This window comes from Glycocaulis abyssi (genome assembly GCF_041429775.1).
Lineage (GTDB): Bacteria > Pseudomonadota > Alphaproteobacteria > Caulobacterales > Maricaulaceae > Glycocaulis > Glycocaulis abyssi.
This window is the reverse complement of sequence record NZ_CP163421.1, coordinates 2,849,836-2,865,478: the sequence shown is the minus strand read 5'-3', so window position 1 is coordinate 2,865,478 and position 15,643 is coordinate 2,849,836. Positions and strand designations below refer to the sequence as shown.

The window sequence follows — 15,643 nt, the reverse complement described above, 5'->3', positions numbered from 1 at the left end:
GCCACCAGGACAGGAAACATGCTCCAGATATTCAAACTTGCCGCCGTCAGCCTTGCTGCGGCCTTCGCGCTGCTCATCCTCGCCCAGCCTTCGCATGCGCAAAGCGCCGATGAGGCAGAAGCCTTCGTTCAGCGTGAAGCGCAGGAAGTCATCAACGCCCTGCAAGCCTTCAACGACGGCGAGCTGGACGAGGAAACACTCAAACGCAATTTCCGCGACCGGATTGACGTGCTGGCCGATGTGCCACGTATCACCCATTTCGTCCTGGGGCGTTACCGCCGCGGCGCGGACGAGGCAGTGCTGGAGGAATTCCGGGCCGTGTTCCGCGAGTTCGCCATCAATGTGTATGAGCGCGAGCTGGGCAATTATGCCGGCCAGACGCTGGAGGTGACCGGCTCGGTTACGCGTTCGCCGGGCGACTTCATCGTGCGCTCCATCGTGCGCGGTAACGGGAATGGCGAGGATGTGCCGGTGAACTGGCGCGTGATGAGCACGGACGACGCCATGAAGGTTGTCGATGCCGAGGTGATGGGCGTATGGCTCGCCCAGACCCAGCGTGAGGAGATCACCAGCATTATCGGCAACGCCCGCGGCGATATCAGCGCTGCGACCCGCGCCCTGCGCCAGCGGACGCGGTAATGGCGGTATCTGAGGCTCCGGCACCGGCCCGGCTTGGCGCGCTGGCCGGTCAGTATGACGCCATTTTGTGCGATGTCTGGGGCGTGATCCGGGACGGAGAGAGCCTGATCGGCCCCGCGCTGGAGGCGCTTATCCGCTTCCGTCAGCAAGGGGGGCAGGTCTGCCTGGTCTCCAACTCGCCGCGCCGCGCGCCCTCGCTGGAGCGCTTCCTGAAAGGCATGGGCGCGCCTGATGGCGTGTGGGACGCGGCCGTGACCTCCGGCGACGCCACGCACGCCCTGCTGACGCGCTTTGGCACCGGACCGGCCTACAAGCTGGGGCCTGATTTTGATGATCCGATCTATGCCGGCACGGGCCTCAGGTTTTCCGGCCTGCAGGATGCAAAACTCATCTCCTGCACGGGTCTGGTCGATTATCTCACCGAGACGCCGGAGGATTATGCCGGGCTTCTGAAAGAGACGGCGGCACTTGGACTGCCCATGGTCTGCGCCAATCCCGACATAGTAGTGCAGGGGCCGGGCGGGCGGCTGCTCTATTGTGCCGGGGCGCTGGCCGAGGCCTATGAGGCGCTTGGCGGAACCGCGCTCTATGCCGGCAAGCCCCATGCGCCGATCTATGAGCTGGCCTATGCGGCGCTGGCCGGGCTGTCCGGCAAGACCCCGCCCAAGGCGCGCATCCTGGCAATAGGCGACGGCCCTGCCACCGATCTGGCGGGCGCAAACCGCGAGGGGCTGGACTGCCTCTTCATCACCGGCGGCATCAATTCAGGCGAAATCAGCTGGCCGGACGGCCGGAGCCCGCGCTGGCAGGCCCCGGACCTTGTCTGGTAGGCACTTCTATCAGGGCTGGATGGCCCAGACCGCATCCACATTGACCGAGATCGTGATCTCGCCCGGTGCCACTTCGGTACCGGCATCCATCGCGACGGCCTCCGCGCGGGCATACATCATCGGCGAAGGCTGAGCGGAGCTGCTCTCGCTCAGCGAGATCAGCCGCCCGGTAGAGATACCGGCAGCGTCGGCATAAAGCGCGCGCAGGCGATTGAGCTCGTTCACCGCGCGGCGGCGAGCCTCATCGCGGGCCTCTGCCGGCTCAGAATGGGTGAAGTTCACGCCCTGCAACTGGTTGGCCCCGGAGGACACCAGCGCATCGATTGTACGGCCGACCCGGTCCATGTCGCGCACGATCACGCGCACCGTATTGCTGGCCTCATAGCCGACAATGCGCTGCTCGCGCCCGCGCTCGGAAGAATCATAGGGCGCGTAGACGGCATTGAGCGACAGGCCGGAGGTCTGGATATCACGCCGGGCAATGCCTGCGCGCTCCAGCGCCTGAAACACGCCCGACATGGCCCGCGCATTGGCGGCCAGCGCCTCGGCTGCCGTGTCGGCGCGGGTCTGCGCGCCTGCGCTAACCGTGGCCATGTCCGGTGCAATACGCACCTCGCCACGCGCCGACAGGGACAGGCGGCCCTCTTGCGTTTCTGTCTGCGCCTGCGCGAAGGCAGGCACCGGCATCATCGCCGCCGCGCCCAGCAGCAGGCCGGCGGCCAGAGCCGCGCCCGTCAGGCGCCGCCGCAAGGCCACACGGGCCTGTGTAACATTTGAACTATGGTTCATTTTCAATCTCCGCTTCCAATCCGTATCGCGCGCAGGGGTGGTTCTCCCGCGCCCCGGACCGGATAACGATCCGGCGTCGTCCGGGGTTGCATCACGACTTTCCATCTCCCCACGCACGCAAGGCGAAAGCAAGGCAGGCGGGTGGCGCGGCGATGGCCGGGCCAGCGGGGCGGATAGGGAAAATGGCGTGAAGCGCGCGCTTCCCCCTCCCGCCAGCCTGCGCTATCAGGTCCGCACGGTGGGCCTGTAGCTCAACTGGTCAGAGCCGGCGGCTCATAACCGCTTGGTTGGGGGTTCGAGTCCCTCCGGGCCCACCATTTTCCTGTCCTCCCTCGCATCCGCTCGGTCGGTCCTCGCTCACGCTGCGGGCGCGCGGTCGCGCGGCCGCGCTTGCGAACCCTGCAGAGTCCGCGCGCGTCCTACCCTTTCAGCAGCGCTTCGAGGATGCGGCGCACTTCCGCGCCATGTTCGGGATCGCCTAGGCCGAAGGCGGCGGCGGCACGCAAATATCCGGTCTTGGAGCCGGTATCGAAGGTCTCGCCGGTAAAGGGCAGGGCGTGGAAGGGGCTGGTTTCCATGAGTTTCAGCATGGCATCGGTCAGCTGGATCTCGCCGCCCGCACCGGGCTTTTGCTCTTCCAGCGCGTCGAAAATCTCCGGCTGCAGGATATAGCGCCCTGAAATCATCAGATTGGAGGGGGCATCGGCGACGGCCGGCTTTTCCACCATGCCGCGCATCTCGATCAGATCGCCCTTGCGCTGGCCCGGCTCGATAATGCCATAGGAGCTGACCTCCTCCATCGGCACTTCTTCCACCGCGATGATATTGCCGCCCGTCACCTTGTGGGCCTGCGCCATCGCGGCAAGGCAGGGCGTCTCGGCGCGCATGATCATGTCCGGCAGGAGAACGGCAAACGGTTCATCACCAATAATGTCGCGCGCGCACCACACCGCATGGCCAAGACCCAGCGGGGCCTGCTGGCGCACAAAGCTGCACGCGCCGGGCGCGGGCAGGTCGGCGCGCAGCTCTTCGAGCAGCTTCGTCTTGCCCTTGGCCTCCAGCGTCATTTCCAGCTCATAGGCGGTGTCGAAATAGTCCTCGATCGAGGCCTTGTTGCGCCCGGTGACGAAGACGAAGTGCTCGATGCCTGCGGCGCGCGCCTCGTCGACGACATAGTGAATGGCCTGCCGGTCAAAGACGGGCAGCATCTCCTTGGGCATCACCTTGGTGGCGGGCAGAACGCGCGTGCCGAGACCGGCAACGGGAAGGACGGCCTTGCGGACCGGCTTTTTCGACATGCTCGATACTCCGTGGGGAGACCTATTCGACGGTGACGGACTTGGCGAGATTTCGCGGCTGGTCCACATCGGTCCCCTTGTAGACGGCGACATGATAGGCAAGCAACTGCACCGCACTGGCGAACAAGAGCGGATCGGTCAGCTGGCCGCCCTTGGGAAGCGTGATGATGCGCGCCGCCTCGCCTTCCAGCGCGTGTGCGCCTTCCGGGTCCGTGATCGCAATGACATGCGCGCCGCGGCTGGCTACCTGCTGGATGGATGAGCGCGTCTTGTCGAACAGCGCATCGTGCGGCGCGATGACGATAACCGGCAGCCCTTCTTCGATCAGGGCGATGGGACCGTGTTTGAGCTCTCCCGCCGCATAGCCCTCTGCATGGATATAGCTGATTTCCTTCAGCTTCAGCGCCGCTTCCAGAGCCAGCGGGAAATTCTGGTTGCGCCCCAGATAGAGCACGGTCTCATGGCCGGCTATCTCGTGAGCGAGCTGCTCGATCTCATCTTCGCGCTCCAGCGCCTTCACCATCAGGCCGGGCGAGGCCAGAAGGCTGGCCACATGACCGGCCTCCTGCGCGCGGTCCAGATGCCCGCGATGACGCCCCGCCAGCACCGCAAGACAGGCCAGCGCGGAAAGCTGGCAGGTAAATGCCTTGGTCGAGGCCACCCCGATTTCAGGGCCAGCCAGCGTCGGCACGACGAGGGACGCCTCGCGCGCTATCGTCGAATGGGCGGTATTGACCAGCGCCAGCGTCTGCACGCCCGCAGAAGCGGCAAGGCGCATGGCCTCCAGCGTGTCGGCCGTTTCACCCGACTGCGAGATGAACAGCGCGATATCGCCGGGCAGGAAGACCGGGTCGCGATAGCGGAACTCCGACGCGATATCGACCTCGACCGCCAGGCGCGCCAGCGAACCGAACCAGTAGCGGGATATCTCGCCGGCATAGGCCGCCGTGCCGCAGCCCACGATTATGAGGCGGCTGGCGGAGCGGAAATCCAGCCCCGCAATCTCGTGCACGCCGTTCTCGAACGCGTCGACATAGTGCGAGACGGTGCGGCCGATGACTTCGGGTTGCTCGTGGATTTCCTTTTCCATGAAATGGCGGTGATTGCCCTTTTCCGCCAGCACATGGCTGGTCTCGGCAGGCACCAGCTTGCGGCTTGCAGCGGCCCCGTGTGCATCGAACACGTCGATACTGCCGGGGCGGATCACCACCATGTCACCATCATCCAGGAACATGATCTGTTCGGCGTGGCCTGACAGCGCCAGCGGATCAGAACCCAGATAACCCTGCGAGCTTCCAAGTCCGGCGATGAGCGGCGCGCCCTTGCGCGCGCCCATGATAAAGCCGGTCTCGTCTTCGATCATTACGCCCAGCGCAAACGCGCCTTCAAGGCGGGGCAATACCGCCTTGAGGGCGGCAACAGGATCGCTGCCCGCCTGCATTTCGCGGTCGATCATATGGGCCACAACCTCGGTATCGGTCTGGCTGGTGAAGCTGCGCCCTTCAGCCGACAGCTCCTCGCGCAGGGTCTTGAAGTTCTCGATAATGCCGTTGTGCACGACCAGCACGCGCCCGGCCTTGTGCGGGTGGGCATTATCATCACTGGCCGCGCCATGGGTTGCCCAGCGCGTATGGCCAATGGCCGTGCTGCCGCCCAGCCCGGCGGGAACCTTGTCCGCCAGCGCCTGCACCTTGCCCGTCGCGCGCAGCCGGTGGAGCGCACCGCCCCTGTCGGTGACAGCGATCCCGGCGGAGTCGTAGCCACGGTATTCCAGCCTGCGCAGACCTTCGAGAATGAAGCCCTCCGCCCCGTTATGACCGACTACACCTACAATGCCGCACATTCAGCAACTCCCGGATTCGCTTGAGACCTTGGTCCCTGATTTCGAGCCTGCTTAGTGGCAGGCCGCAATGCGTTAGGCAAGGCAGCGCGCAATCACGCTTGATGACGTTTTGTGAAAGCAGCGCCTTCGTCCGGTTTTCCGGCAGGCCACAGGCCATGGACGCCTCCGACCCGATGGGTTAGGAGTTCAAGGTCACGCGAGGGGACACTTGTGGAGCGTTGAGGGCATGGTATTGCCGTTCAGGACAATGTGCGCGGCAGCCGCCCTGCTGACCGGACTGATGGCCCTTGGCTCTGCCTTCGCGCAGGACAGCGAGCGCCCGGCCTATCTTGACGCTATCGAGATCGAGCAGACCCGCGACGGCAATATCATCACCGCGCGCGGCGAAGTCAGCGTGCAATCGGGTGATCGGTTGCTGTTCGCTGACGAGGTGGAATACCGCACTGACGAAGACCGCGTGATCGCGCGCGGCAATGTCCGGCTCCACGATGGCAACCTGCCTGCCCAGACAGCCGAGGAAATCGAGCTGACCAATGAATGGTCGGAGGCGATGGCCACCGGCTTTGCCATGCTGATGGACAATAATGGCCGGGCTGCATCGGCCTATGCCGTGCGCCGGTCTGATGGCGGAATTACGCTGCACCGCGCCTACTATACCGCCTGTGACCTTTGCGAAGATGGAAGCCGCACGCCCACCTGGCGGTTCCGCGCCCGCGAGGTCGTGCAGGACCCTGAATCGGAAATGATCTATTACCGCGACGCCCGTCTGGAAGCGTTCGGGGTGCCGATTTTCTATTCGCCCGTATTTGCCCACGCCGATCCGTCAGCGCCGCGCCGTTCCGGCTTCCTCATTCCCACGGTGGACCTCTCCAACCGGCTCGGCTTTGTCTACCAGCAGCCCTACTACCACGTCATGTCACCGCACCGGGACATCGTTGTGACCCCCATGGTGATGACCGAATACAATCCGGTCATGCGCTATGAGTATCGTCAGCGCTTCTGGTCAGGTGCCATCAATATCCGCGGCAGCGCTACCTATGAGCAGGAGTTCGACCGGGATGGCCCGTTTGGCGATTCGCAGCTTCGCGGCCATGTAGCCGGCAGCGGTTCGTTCCGCATAGCCCCCGGCTGGGTCTGGCGCTTCAATGTGCAACTGACATCCGATCCGCTCTACATGGAGCGCTACGGGCTCAGGGGCGATGTTGACCAGGAGACGGACTTTGCGAGGCTGAATGCCCGCCTCCTGCCAAGTGATATCAATGTGCGCGGACGGACCCGGCAATATTTCGTCAATGTCACGGCGATGGGCTTCCAGTCGCTCCGGGAAAATGTTGATGACAACACCTTGCCGGTCATCGCGCCCATGGTTGAAGCCGAATACCGCCTGCCCCTTCCCGGCTGGGCGGGATTTGCCAATGCCAGGGCCTCCGGCATCTATCTGACACGCAATATCGGCGATGATTATGCGCGGGCCACAGGCGAAATAGACTGGTCGCGCAATTTCACCCTGCCGGGCGGCATTCGCGTGTCACCCTACGCCGCAGCACGCGGCGACGCGTATCATTTCACACGCACCAACCGCCGGGGTGACACCCTGGAGACGCGTGAGTTCACGCGCGCCATGGCCAATGCGGGTGTGGACGTGTCCTGGCCCTTCATGCGGCCGGGCGGTCTGGGCGACACGATACTGGCCCCGCGTATCCAGCTGGCCAGCTCGACTGCGCTGGGCGACGATGAGATCGCTCCGGGCGAGGACAGCCTCAATCTGGAGCTTGATGTCTCCAACCTGTTCGCCCGCAACCGGGCCAATGGCTATGATGCGTGGGAAGAAGGAACCCGCCTGAATGCGGGCCTGACCACCAGCTTCCGCTCCAAAACCTCCTACCTGCCCGACACCGAGCTGTTTGTCGGCCGCAGCTTCCGGCTGGATGGCGATGCCAGCTTCGGTCCTGGCTCAGGGCTGGACGAGCAGCAGTCCGACTGGGTGGCGCAGCTGGATGTCAATTTCGGCAATTTTTTCGAGGCGGGCGTGCGCGGCCGCTATGATGGCGATACCGGCCAGGCCAACCGGGTTGACGCCTTCTCGCAGGTCTCGATCTGGCGCGTCAGGGGCAATGTAACCTACTCGCTGGTCGACGATGCGGCGGTCAATACGCGAGTACGCGAATCGGTCAATTTCGGCGCCAATTTCCGCGTCACCGATAACTGGTTTGTCGCCTATTCGGGCGTGCGTGATCTGGAGCGCGGCGTCACACGCAAACAGGATGTCAGCCTGGTCTATCGCGATGAATGCACCGATGTGCGCATCATCTACGACCAGACCAATTACGATATCGGCAATCTGGGCCCCAGCCGCTCGGTTATGCTGCAGGTCACGCTGTTCTCCATCGGGAACAGGTAGCGTGCCCACGCAAAGGCCAGAACCCGGCTAGAACTCGCGAATGGCCCGGATGATCGTGTCTTGCGTGGCTTCATCCAGATAGGGGTGCATGGGCAGCGAAATGACCCGCCCCGCCTTCTCTTCCGTGACAGGCAGCCCGCCCGGCCCGGCAGGGTATTTCGCATACGGTTCCTGCTGGTGGATCGGGATCGGATAATACACGGCGGTCGGAATCCCGCGTGATTTGAGATGGACGGCCAGCGCCTCACGGCGGCTGTGCTCGATCGTGTATTGCGCCCAGACGGACACCCCGCCGGCAATGACCTGCGGCACAGCCTCCACATGCTTTTCCAGATGCGTGTTGTAGCGCTCGGCAATGCGGTTACGCGCCGCGATCTCGTCAGGGAATATGGCGAGCTTTTCCAGCAGCACTGCTGCCTGAATGGTATCAAGGCGCGAGTTCATGCCGATGCGGACATTGAAATATTTGGGATCATGCTCGAAGGCGCGCTTCTCGATATCGCGCGGCATGGCTTTGCCGTGCACGGCGAGCGATTCCATGATCTCGGCGAGATCCGCATCATCGGTCAGCACCGCGCCGCCATCGCCATAGCAGCCCAGCGGCTTGGCCGGGAAAAACGAGGTGGTGGTCACATCGCTCCAGTGGGAGGGGTGCTTGCCGTCCAGCGTGCAGCCAAAGCCCTGGGCGCTGTCAGCGATCAGTTTCAGGCCATGGCGCTTCGCAATCTCTGCAATCTGCGGATAATTGGCCGGCTGCCCGAACAGGTCGACCGCAATGATGGCACGCGCGGTCAGCTCGCCTTTTGCCTTCACCATCTCGATGGAGGCTTCAAGATGGGCCGGGTCCATATTGTAGGTATCAGGGTCGATATCGACAAAGACCGGCGAGGCCCCGAGCCAGGGCACCACTTCAGCCGTCGCGGTAAAGGTGAAGGACGGGCAGAACACGGCGTCACCGGGGCGCAGTCCCCACGCCATCAGGGGCAGCACGAGCGCATCGGTGCCGTTGGCACAGCCCAGCGCCCGCGATGAACCGCTAAACTGCGCCAGCGCGGCCTCCAGCGCCTGAACCTCCGGCCCGAGAATAAACCGGCCGCTGCGCACGGCGGACATGATCCGCGCGTCTACCTTCTCCGCGATACGGGCGTACTGGGCTTGAAGGTCAATAAATTGCATGACTGGGTCCTGTGGATCGGTTGCCGCGCCGGGCGGCCCTTGAGGATTTTGCGCGACCATGATGCAGGCCCGCCAGATCAGGTAATCACGATCTGTTTCGATGTCTGCGGGCAAGCCCGCTCCGGGCCGCAAGTCTCACTTCACCCGGTCGATGAGCCTTTTAAGGTATAGCGCATAGGCGCCGCCACCCATCGCATCGGCAAGAGCGCGCAGATCCTCACGGGCGATAAAGCCCTGACGGAACGCAATCTCCTCCGGGCAGGCAATCTTGGAGCCCTGACGGCGTTCCAGCGTGGAGACGAAATCGGCCGCTTCGAGAAGGCTGTCCGGCGTGCCGGTATCCAGCCAGGCATAGCCCGCGCCCATGGTCTCCACCTCCAGCTCGCCGGCATCGAGATACATCTGCAACAGGCAGGTAATCTCCAGCTCGCCGCGCCCGGACGGCTTCACCTTGCGCGCGCGCTCTGGTGCCTTCCCGTCGAGAAAGTAGAGACCCGTCACCGCAAACTCGGAAGGCGGCGTCTCCGGCTTCTCGACAATCCCGGTGGCGCGGCCCTCATCATCGAAAGCCAGAACGCCATAGCGCTGCGGGTCGGCAACCTCATAGCCGAACACCGTTCCGCCTGACGGACGCGCATCCGCCGAACGCAGCATCTCGCGCAGGCCCTGACCGAAGAAGATATTATCCCCCAGCACCATTACCGACGGCGCACCGGCCAGAAAATCCTCCGCCAGCAGATAGGCTTGCGCCAGCCCGTCCGGTGAAGGCTGGGCGATATAGCTGAGCGAAAGCCCCCACTGGCTGCCATCACCCAGAAGCGCCTGAAACAGCGTCTGGTCCTGCGGGGTGGTGATAATGGCGATCTCGCGCACGCCTGTCATCATCAGCACCGACAGCGGGTAGTAGATCATCGGCTTGTCATAGATCGGCAGCAGCTGCTTGGAGACCACAGCCGTGACCGGATAAAGCCGCGAGCCTGATCCGCCAGCCAGAATGATACCCTTGCGTTCTGTCACCACTCTCGTCCCGGCGCGGCTTCCTACCGGCCCTTTGTATCCGGCCAGCGCGCCTTCGCGTCAATGCGCGCGTGCGGCAATGTCAGACCTTCGTGCCAAGCCGCTCGCCTGCACCCTTGCGCGCCAGCAGAGGCCGCCACCAGCTCTCATTATCCAGATACCACTCAACAGTGCGGCGCAAGCCCTCGTCCAGCGTCACCGAAGGGCGCCAGCCCAGCTCGCCGGCTATCCGGCTGACATCAATGGCGTAGCGCGCATCATGGCCGGGCCGGTCCTCGACAAAGCGGATGAGGCTGGCGTGGGACTGGCCTGAAGGGCGCAGCTCATCGAGCACCGCGCACAGGACCGTCACCAGCTCCAGATTGGTCCGCTCGCTATTGCCGCCGATATTGTAGGAACGGCCTGTCTCACCCCGTCGCAGGACAGTCAGCAGCGCGTCGGCATGGTCATCCACATAGAGCCAGTCGCGCACATTCGAACCATCGCCATAGACCGGCAAAGGCTCGCCCGCGAGCGCCTTGATAATCATCAGCGGGATCAGTTTTTCCGGGAAATGATACGGCCCGTAATTGTTCGAGCAGTTGGTCAGCACAACCGGCAGGCCATAGGTCTCATGCCAGGCGCGCACCAGATGATCGGCCGCCGCCTTGGAGGCCGAATAGGGCGAGCGCGGATCGTAGCGCGTCTCTTCGGTGAACTTCACTGACGGGTCGGCCGGCAGGGAGCCATACACCTCGTCAGTGGAGATATGGTGGAAGCGGAAATCGTCCGGCTTGCCCTTGCCCACCCAGTATTTGCGTGCCGCTTCGAGCAGGTTGAACGTGCCGTTGATATTGGTCTCGATAAAGTCGGACGGCCCATCAATGGAGCGGTCGACATGGCTTTCAGCCGCCAGATGCATCACGGCATCGGGCTGGTGGGCGGCAAAAATCCGCTCCAGCGCAGCCCGATCGCGTATATCTGCGTGCTCGAAAGCGTAAAGCGGGGAACTGGCCACAGACGCCACATTCTCCAGCGAGGCCGCATAGGTCAGCGCGTCCAGATTGACCACGGACAGGCCGCGCGACACCGCCAGGCGGATAACCGCCGAGCCGATAAATCCCGCCCCGCCTGTGACCAGTATTGTCATCGCCCTGCCCGGCTCCCCCGCGTTTAGATTTCCTGATCGAATGCGCCGACTTCAGGATATTTCGCCAGCTCCTGCTTGATGGCGGCGAAGATCGCGCTGACATCCTCTTTGGAGGTCAGGCTTTCCACCACCACGACCAGGTTGGGCGTGTTGGAGGAGGCGCGGATCAGCCCCCACGCCCCGTCAGCGAAGGTAAAGCGCACGCCATTGACCGTGTTCACATCCACAATCTCGCGCCCGGCGACTTTCTCACCCTTCGCCTTCTTGTCTTCAAAGCTGGCGATGATCCGCTCCACCACATCATACTTCACCTCGTCCGCGCAGGCAGGCGACATGGTGGGTGAGCCATAGCTCACGGGAAGCGCGCGTTTCAGGTCAGCCATCGAGCTGTCGGGATTATTGTCCAGCATGGCGATAACGCAGCGCGCCGCCGTCAGCCCGCAATCATACCCCTTGCCTACGGGCGGCTGCAGGAAGAAATGCCCGGACTTTTCAAAGCCCGCCAAGGCGCCAAGCTTGTGGGAGCGGCGCTTGATATAGGAATGGCCGGTCTTGAAGTAGTCGGTCTTCGCGCCATTGGCTTTGAGCACCGGATCGGTGGCGTAAAGCCCGGTCGATTTCACATCGACCACGAAAGTCGCGCCTTCGTGCTCAGCGGAGAGATCACGCGCCAGCATGAGGCCCACCTTGTCGGCGAAAATCTCCTCACCCTCATTATCAACCACGCCGCACCGGTCCCCGTCACCATCGAAGGCGAGGCCGACATCGGCCTTGTGCTCGCGCACCGCATCGGCCAGCGCGTGCAGCATCTTCATGTCTTCCGGGTTCGGGTTATAGCGCGGGAAAGTGTGGTCCAGCTCGCAATCGAGCGCGACGACTTCCACGCCCATCGCTTCGAGCGCCTGCGGGGCGAACGCACCTGCCGTGCCATTGCCGCAGGCGGCGACGACTTTCAGCTTGCGCCTGGCTTTGAACCCGCCCACCAGATCGGCGATATAGCGCTCGCGTACACCGTCTTCGCGCACATAGCCGCCCCCGGCGCGGGCCTTGCCGAGGCCCTCCAGAACGATGGTTTTGAGCCGGCTCATCTCGTCAGGTCCAAAGGTAAGCGGGCGCTCAACGCCCATTTTCACACCCGTCCAGCCATTGGAGTTGTGGCTGGCCGTGACCATGGCGACGGCGGGAATATCCAGATCGAACTGGGCGAAATAGGCCATGGGCGAGAGGGCAAGGCCGATATCGTGCACCGTCACACCAGCCTGCATCAGGCCGACTTCCAGCGCCTGCTTCACCGACAGCGAATAGCTGCGGAAATCATGGCCCGTCACGATATGCGGCGCGATACCCAGCTCATGCATCAGCGTGCCAAGGCCCAGCCCCAGCGCCTGCACGCCGTAGAGATTGAGTTCGGGTGCCTTGTCCGACCCCGGATGGCCGAACCACCAGCGCGCATCATATTCGCGAAAGCCTGTGGGCTTGATGAGCGGACGCGTCTCGAAATCCCAGCTATTGGGTTTCAGGTCTGCGCTCGGGCGCTGGCTGGCGGTCATGGGTACCTCATCTGACAGGGTGTGTGGATGGATGCCGGACCAGCCTAGCTGAGACCTGCACGCAATAGATCATGGATATGCAACAGGCCGAGCGGCCTGCCGGTTTCATCGCAGACAAACACCGACAGGATTTTCTGCGAACCTGCCGTCATCAGGCGCAGCGCATCGGCAGCAAGATCGCCCGGCGCCACGCTTTTGGGATTGGCCGTCATGATCGTCTCGACCGCCGAGGCGGTCAGGTCCGGGCTCATATGGCGGCGCAGATCACCGTCCGTGATGATGCCGGTCAGCTTGCCGCCGCGCGTAATGCCGACACAGCCAAACCCTTTGGAACTCATCACGATCAGCGCATCGGCCATCAGCGTGCCTTCTTCGGCCAGCGGCATGTCGGTGTGCATGAGATCGCCCGCCTTGAGGAAGGCTGCGCCCAGCGTTCCGCCGGGATGGAAGGTGGCAAAATCGGCCGCGGTAAAGCCACGCGCCTCGATCAGGGCGACAGCCAGCGCATCGCCATAGGCCATCATCAGCGTGGTGGAGGTGGTCGGCGCGCGCGTCTCCCCTGCCGCTTCCGGCGCGTCAGGCACCAGCAGGAGATGATCGCTCGCCTTGGCAAGCGTGCTGTCCTTGCCCGCCGTCAGCGCGATCAGCGGCACGCCGAAGCGGCGGCAATAGGTGGTCAGATCGCCCAGCTCGCGCGTCTCGCCGGATTTGGACAGGGCCAGCACCGCGTCGCTGGCAGTAATCATGCCCAGATCGCCATGACTGGCCTCGGCCGGGTGGACATACTGCGCCGGCGTTCCGGTAGAGGCGAGCGTGGCGGCGATCTTGCGCGCGACATGGCCTGACTTGCCGACGCCTGCACAGATGAGGCGGCCCTTCAGCGTGGCCAGCAGGCTGACCACACCGACAGCGCGCGCATCAAACGCCTCTTCCAGCGCGGCAAGTCCCTCGCGCTCGATCCGCGCGGTGCGGCGCATGGCCTCGAGGATGCGCGCGGTATCAATCCGGGCAGAGGGACGGTTCAGGCTTTCAGGTTCGGACATGGAAAAGGGATCAACCTCAATCGTGGTGCGCAGACCACCGCCGGTTTCCGGGGCATACGGTCTGGCGTTTCACTATCGCTTGAGGCTTTAGCAGCGCTGTCCCGCGCTGGCCAGTATCAGAAGGCGTGATTGCCAATATGGGACGCCACGAACGTCAGGAAACGGTCCAGCGTTTCCTGGGTTTCTGTCTCGATGATGCGCGCGCTGGCCTGGCCGCCCGGTTCGGTCATGTAGAACATGCACTCGGAGGTTCGCGCCGCCAGCTCCTCGGTGAAGCTGGCCACCAGCCGGTCGAGCAGCGCGGCCTCATCCCCGTTCGCGGGAGTAACAACCTGCCGGATCATCCCAACACCCCTTGCACTCTGCCGGGCGCGGTTTGCCTGCGCCTCATGAAGCCACCATGGTTCAATGGTCAGCCGCTTGTAGCCGGACACTGTGCGCCTGGGTCCCGGCCATGCAAAGAGCGCGCCGGAAAGGCCAGCCCGGTTTGAGCACGATGTGTGTCTTTTTTGCCAAAGGGGCGGTATGAGGAGTGGTCAAGCGGGCGCCTGCGCGCTATTGCCCGGTCCCGACACGGATCAGCCTGCCTTTTGGAGATCATGATGCCCCGCCTTGTTCTCACCCGCCACGGCCAGAGCCAGTGGAATCTGGAAAACCGCTTTACCGGCTGGGTGGATGTGGACCTGACGGAACGCGGCGAGGCCGAAGCGCGCCGGGGCGGCACGCTGATGAAAGAGGCAGGCTTCGCCCCCGATATCGCCTTTACCAGCTATCTGCGCCGCGCCATCCGCACCGCGCATCTGGGCCTTGATACGCTCGACCGGCTGTGGATTCCGGTGATGCCGGACTGGCGGCTCAATGAACGCCATTACGGCGCGCTGACAGGCCTCGACAAGGCCGAGACCATCGCCGCCCACGGTGAGGATCAGGTGCTTGTCTGGCGGCGCTCCTTCGACATCCCTCCGCCCGCGCTCGACCGCGTTGATCCGCGCCATCCCTCGCACGATGAGCGCTATGCCCATCTGGACCCGGCCGCCCTGCCCGGCACCGAAAGCCTGAAAGACACGCTTTCCCGCGTCGATGAGTGCTTCCGCGCGCTTGTTGCGCCGCGCCTGGCCGCCGGAGAGAGCGTGCTCATTTCCGCGCACGGCAATTCGCTGCGGGCGCTGGTGAAAATCCTCTTCAAGGTCAGCAATGACGATATCCTCAAAGTGGAAGTGCCGACCGGCAATCCGCTGCTGATCGAGCTGGATGGCCTCCGCCCCGTCGAGGCGCGCTATCTCGATGAGGACCGCGCCGAGGCCCTGCCCCCATGCCCGAAGGGCTGACCCCTTCCGATCTGCGCTTCATGGACGCGGCGCTGGCGCTGGCCTTTTCCGGGTTGGGCAAGACCGCGCCCAACCCGTCGGTGGGCTGCGTCATCGCAAAAAATGGCCATGTGATCGCCACGGCCGTCACCGCGCCGGGCGGACGCCCGCATGCCGAGGCGCAGGCGCTGGAGAAAGCCGGGGCGGCAGCGCGCGGCGCCGATGTCTATGTCACGCTGGAGCCCTGCTCCCATTACGGCCATACACCGCCCTGCGCAGACGCGCTCATCCGGGCAGGCGTGGCGCGCGTTTTCATCGCGTCGGGTGATCCTGATCCGCGCGTATCGGGCCGGGGCGTCGCCATGCTGCGCGAGGCTGGCGTCAGTGTGATCGAAGGCGTCCGGCAGGAAGCAGGCGACGCGCTCAATGCGGGCTTCTTCACCCGCGTGCGCACCGGCCTGCCGCTGGTGCTGCAGGACCGCCGCCCCAATATCTTCGATGCCGATCTGGTGCCGGGGCCAGACGAAAGCGTCGATCAGGCCATCCAGCGCCTCGGCCGTGAAGGGATGACGCGGGTGAGGGTGGCAGGTTAGCGATATTGCGAATTTTCGATAAAATAGC

General features: G+C 63.9%; 14 protein-coding genes and 1 tRNA gene. 6 read left to right on the top strand and 9 right to left on the bottom strand.

What is annotated here, in order from left to right:
* The first annotated feature begins 18 nt into the window (after nt 1-18).
* Both AB6B38_RS13885 and AB6B38_RS13880 read left to right on the top strand, forming a co-directional pair.
* A complete protein-coding gene (locus tag AB6B38_RS13885; protein ID WP_371393527.1) occupies nt 19-639 on the top strand; it encodes a phospholipid-binding protein MlaC in 621 nt (206 codons plus the stop codon).
* Entirely contained in the window at nt 639-1,469 is an 831-nt protein-coding gene (locus tag AB6B38_RS13880) for a TIGR01459 family HAD-type hydrolase (protein ID WP_371393526.1), read from the top strand. The genes AB6B38_RS13885 and AB6B38_RS13880 overlap by 1 nt, the downstream gene beginning before the upstream one ends.
* A gap of 9 nt (nt 1,470-1,478) precedes the next feature.
* On the opposite strand, the gene AB6B38_RS13875 is transcribed toward AB6B38_RS13880, so the two are convergent.
* Entirely contained in the window at nt 1,479-2,258 is a 780-nt protein-coding gene (locus tag AB6B38_RS13875; RefSeq protein ID WP_371393525.1) for an SIMPL domain-containing protein, read from the bottom strand.
* A 240-nt stretch (nt 2,259-2,498) separates the two neighbouring features.
* On the opposite strand from AB6B38_RS13875, the gene AB6B38_RS13870 reads away from it, so the two are divergent.
* Nucleotides 2,499-2,575, top strand: a tRNA-Ile gene (locus AB6B38_RS13870).
* 102 nt (nt 2,576-2,677) lie between these two features.
* Here the strand turns inward: AB6B38_RS13870 and galU are convergent.
* Both galU and glmS read right to left on the bottom strand, forming a co-directional pair.
* Complete coding sequence (gene galU / locus AB6B38_RS13865) at nt 2,678-3,556, bottom strand: UTP--glucose-1-phosphate uridylyltransferase GalU (RefSeq protein ID WP_371393524.1); 879 nt, start codon at nt 3,554-3,556, stop codon at nt 2,678-2,680.
* Between the two features lie 22 nt (nt 3,557-3,578).
* A complete protein-coding gene (gene glmS, locus AB6B38_RS13860) occupies nt 3,579-5,399 on the bottom strand; it encodes a glutamine--fructose-6-phosphate transaminase (isomerizing) (RefSeq protein WP_371393523.1) in 1,821 nt (606 codons plus the stop codon).
* A gap of 226 nt (nt 5,400-5,625) precedes the next feature.
* Here glmS and AB6B38_RS13855 point away from each other — a divergent pair, with 226 nt between their 5' ends.
* Nucleotides 5,626-7,800, top strand: coding sequence for an LPS-assembly protein LptD (locus tag AB6B38_RS13855; protein WP_371393522.1), 2,175 nt, complete (start codon nt 5,626-5,628; stop codon nt 7,798-7,800).
* Nucleotides 7,801-7,827: 27 nt separating this feature from the next.
* Here the strand turns inward: AB6B38_RS13855 and AB6B38_RS13850 are convergent, their stop codons facing one another.
* The 6 genes from AB6B38_RS13850 to AB6B38_RS13825 form a co-directional block, all read right to left on the bottom strand.
* The gene (locus AB6B38_RS13850) at nt 7,828-8,976 is read right to left on the bottom strand and encodes a DegT/DnrJ/EryC1/StrS family aminotransferase (protein WP_371393521.1); all 1,149 of its coding nucleotides are present in this window, start codon (nt 8,974-8,976) and stop codon (nt 7,828-7,830) included.
* 135 nt (nt 8,977-9,111) lie between these two features.
* Entirely contained in the window at nt 9,112-9,993 is an 882-nt protein-coding gene (rfbA, locus tag AB6B38_RS13845) for a glucose-1-phosphate thymidylyltransferase RfbA (protein WP_371393520.1), read from the bottom strand.
* A gap of 82 nt (nt 9,994-10,075) precedes the next feature.
* Nucleotides 10,076-11,122, bottom strand: coding sequence for a dTDP-glucose 4,6-dehydratase (gene rfbB, locus AB6B38_RS13840; protein WP_371393518.1), 1,047 nt, complete (start codon nt 11,120-11,122; stop codon nt 10,076-10,078).
* 23 nt (nt 11,123-11,145) lie between these two features.
* Nucleotides 11,146-12,672 (bottom strand): phosphomannomutase/phosphoglucomutase, encoded by a 1,527-nt coding sequence (locus AB6B38_RS13835; RefSeq protein WP_371393517.1) that lies wholly within the window; start codon nt 12,670-12,672, stop codon nt 11,146-11,148.
* Between the two features lie 44 nt (nt 12,673-12,716).
* Nucleotides 12,717-13,715, bottom strand: a complete 999-nt coding sequence (locus tag AB6B38_RS13830; RefSeq protein ID WP_371393516.1) for an SIS domain-containing protein — start codon at nt 13,713-13,715, stop codon at nt 12,717-12,719.
* 116 nt (nt 13,716-13,831) lie between these two features.
* The gene (locus AB6B38_RS13825) at nt 13,832-14,059 is read right to left on the bottom strand and encodes a hypothetical protein (protein ID WP_371393515.1); all 228 of its coding nucleotides are present in this window, start codon (nt 14,057-14,059) and stop codon (nt 13,832-13,834) included.
* A gap of 258 nt (nt 14,060-14,317) precedes the next feature.
* On the opposite strand from AB6B38_RS13825, the gene gpmA reads away from it, so the two are divergent.
* Together gpmA and ribD are read left to right on the top strand one after the other, a co-directional pair.
* On the top strand, nt 14,318-15,043 hold the full coding sequence (gene gpmA, locus AB6B38_RS13820) for a 2,3-diphosphoglycerate-dependent phosphoglycerate mutase (protein WP_371393514.1): 726 nt from the start codon (nt 14,318-14,320) through the stop codon (nt 15,041-15,043).
* A complete protein-coding gene (ribD, locus tag AB6B38_RS13815) occupies nt 15,028-15,615 on the top strand; it encodes a bifunctional diaminohydroxyphosphoribosylaminopyrimidine deaminase/5-amino-6-(5-phosphoribosylamino)uracil reductase RibD (RefSeq protein WP_371393513.1) in 588 nt (195 codons plus the stop codon). The genes gpmA and ribD overlap by 16 nt, the downstream gene beginning before the upstream one ends.
* The last annotated feature ends 28 nt before the right edge of the window (nt 15,616-15,643 follow it).

What these genes read in the sequence shown, in the direction of transcription:
- AB6B38_RS13885 (WP_371393527.1), top strand. Translation starts at nt 19, where the DNA reads ATGCTCCAGATATTCAAACTTGCCGCCGTCAGCCTTGCTGCGGCCTTC.
- AB6B38_RS13880 (WP_371393526.1), top strand. Translation starts at nt 639, where the DNA reads ATGGCGGTATCTGAGGCTCCGGCACCGGCCCGGCTTGGCGCGCTGGCC.
- AB6B38_RS13875 (WP_371393525.1), bottom strand. Translation starts at nt 2,258, where the DNA reads ATGAACCATAGTTCAAATGTTACACAGGCCCGTGTGGCCTTGCGGCGG.
- galU (WP_371393524.1), bottom strand. Translation starts at nt 3,556, where the DNA reads ATGTCGAAAAAGCCGGTCCGCAAGGCCGTCCTTCCCGTTGCCGGTCTC.
- glmS (WP_371393523.1), bottom strand. Translation starts at nt 5,399, where the DNA reads ATGTGCGGCATTGTAGGTGTAGTCGGTCATAACGGGGCGGAGGGCTTC.
- AB6B38_RS13855 (WP_371393522.1), top strand. Translation starts at nt 5,626, where the DNA reads ATGGTATTGCCGTTCAGGACAATGTGCGCGGCAGCCGCCCTGCTGACC.
- AB6B38_RS13850 (WP_371393521.1), bottom strand. Translation starts at nt 8,976, where the DNA reads ATGCAATTTATTGACCTTCAAGCCCAGTACGCCCGTATCGCGGAGAAG.
- rfbB (WP_371393518.1), bottom strand. Translation starts at nt 11,122, where the DNA reads ATGACAATACTGGTCACAGGCGGGGCGGGATTTATCGGCTCGGCGGTT.
- AB6B38_RS13835 (WP_371393517.1), bottom strand. Translation starts at nt 12,672, where the DNA reads ATGACCGCCAGCCAGCGCCCGAGCGCAGACCTGAAACCCAATAGCTGG.
- AB6B38_RS13830 (WP_371393516.1), bottom strand. Translation starts at nt 13,715, where the DNA reads ATGTCCGAACCTGAAAGCCTGAACCGTCCCTCTGCCCGGATTGATACC.
- AB6B38_RS13825 (WP_371393515.1), bottom strand. Translation starts at nt 14,059, where the DNA reads ATGATCCGGCAGGTTGTTACTCCCGCGAACGGGGATGAGGCCGCGCTG.
- gpmA (WP_371393514.1), top strand. Translation starts at nt 14,318, where the DNA reads ATGCCCCGCCTTGTTCTCACCCGCCACGGCCAGAGCCAGTGGAATCTG.
- ribD (WP_371393513.1), top strand. Translation starts at nt 15,028, where the DNA reads ATGCCCGAAGGGCTGACCCCTTCCGATCTGCGCTTCATGGACGCGGCG.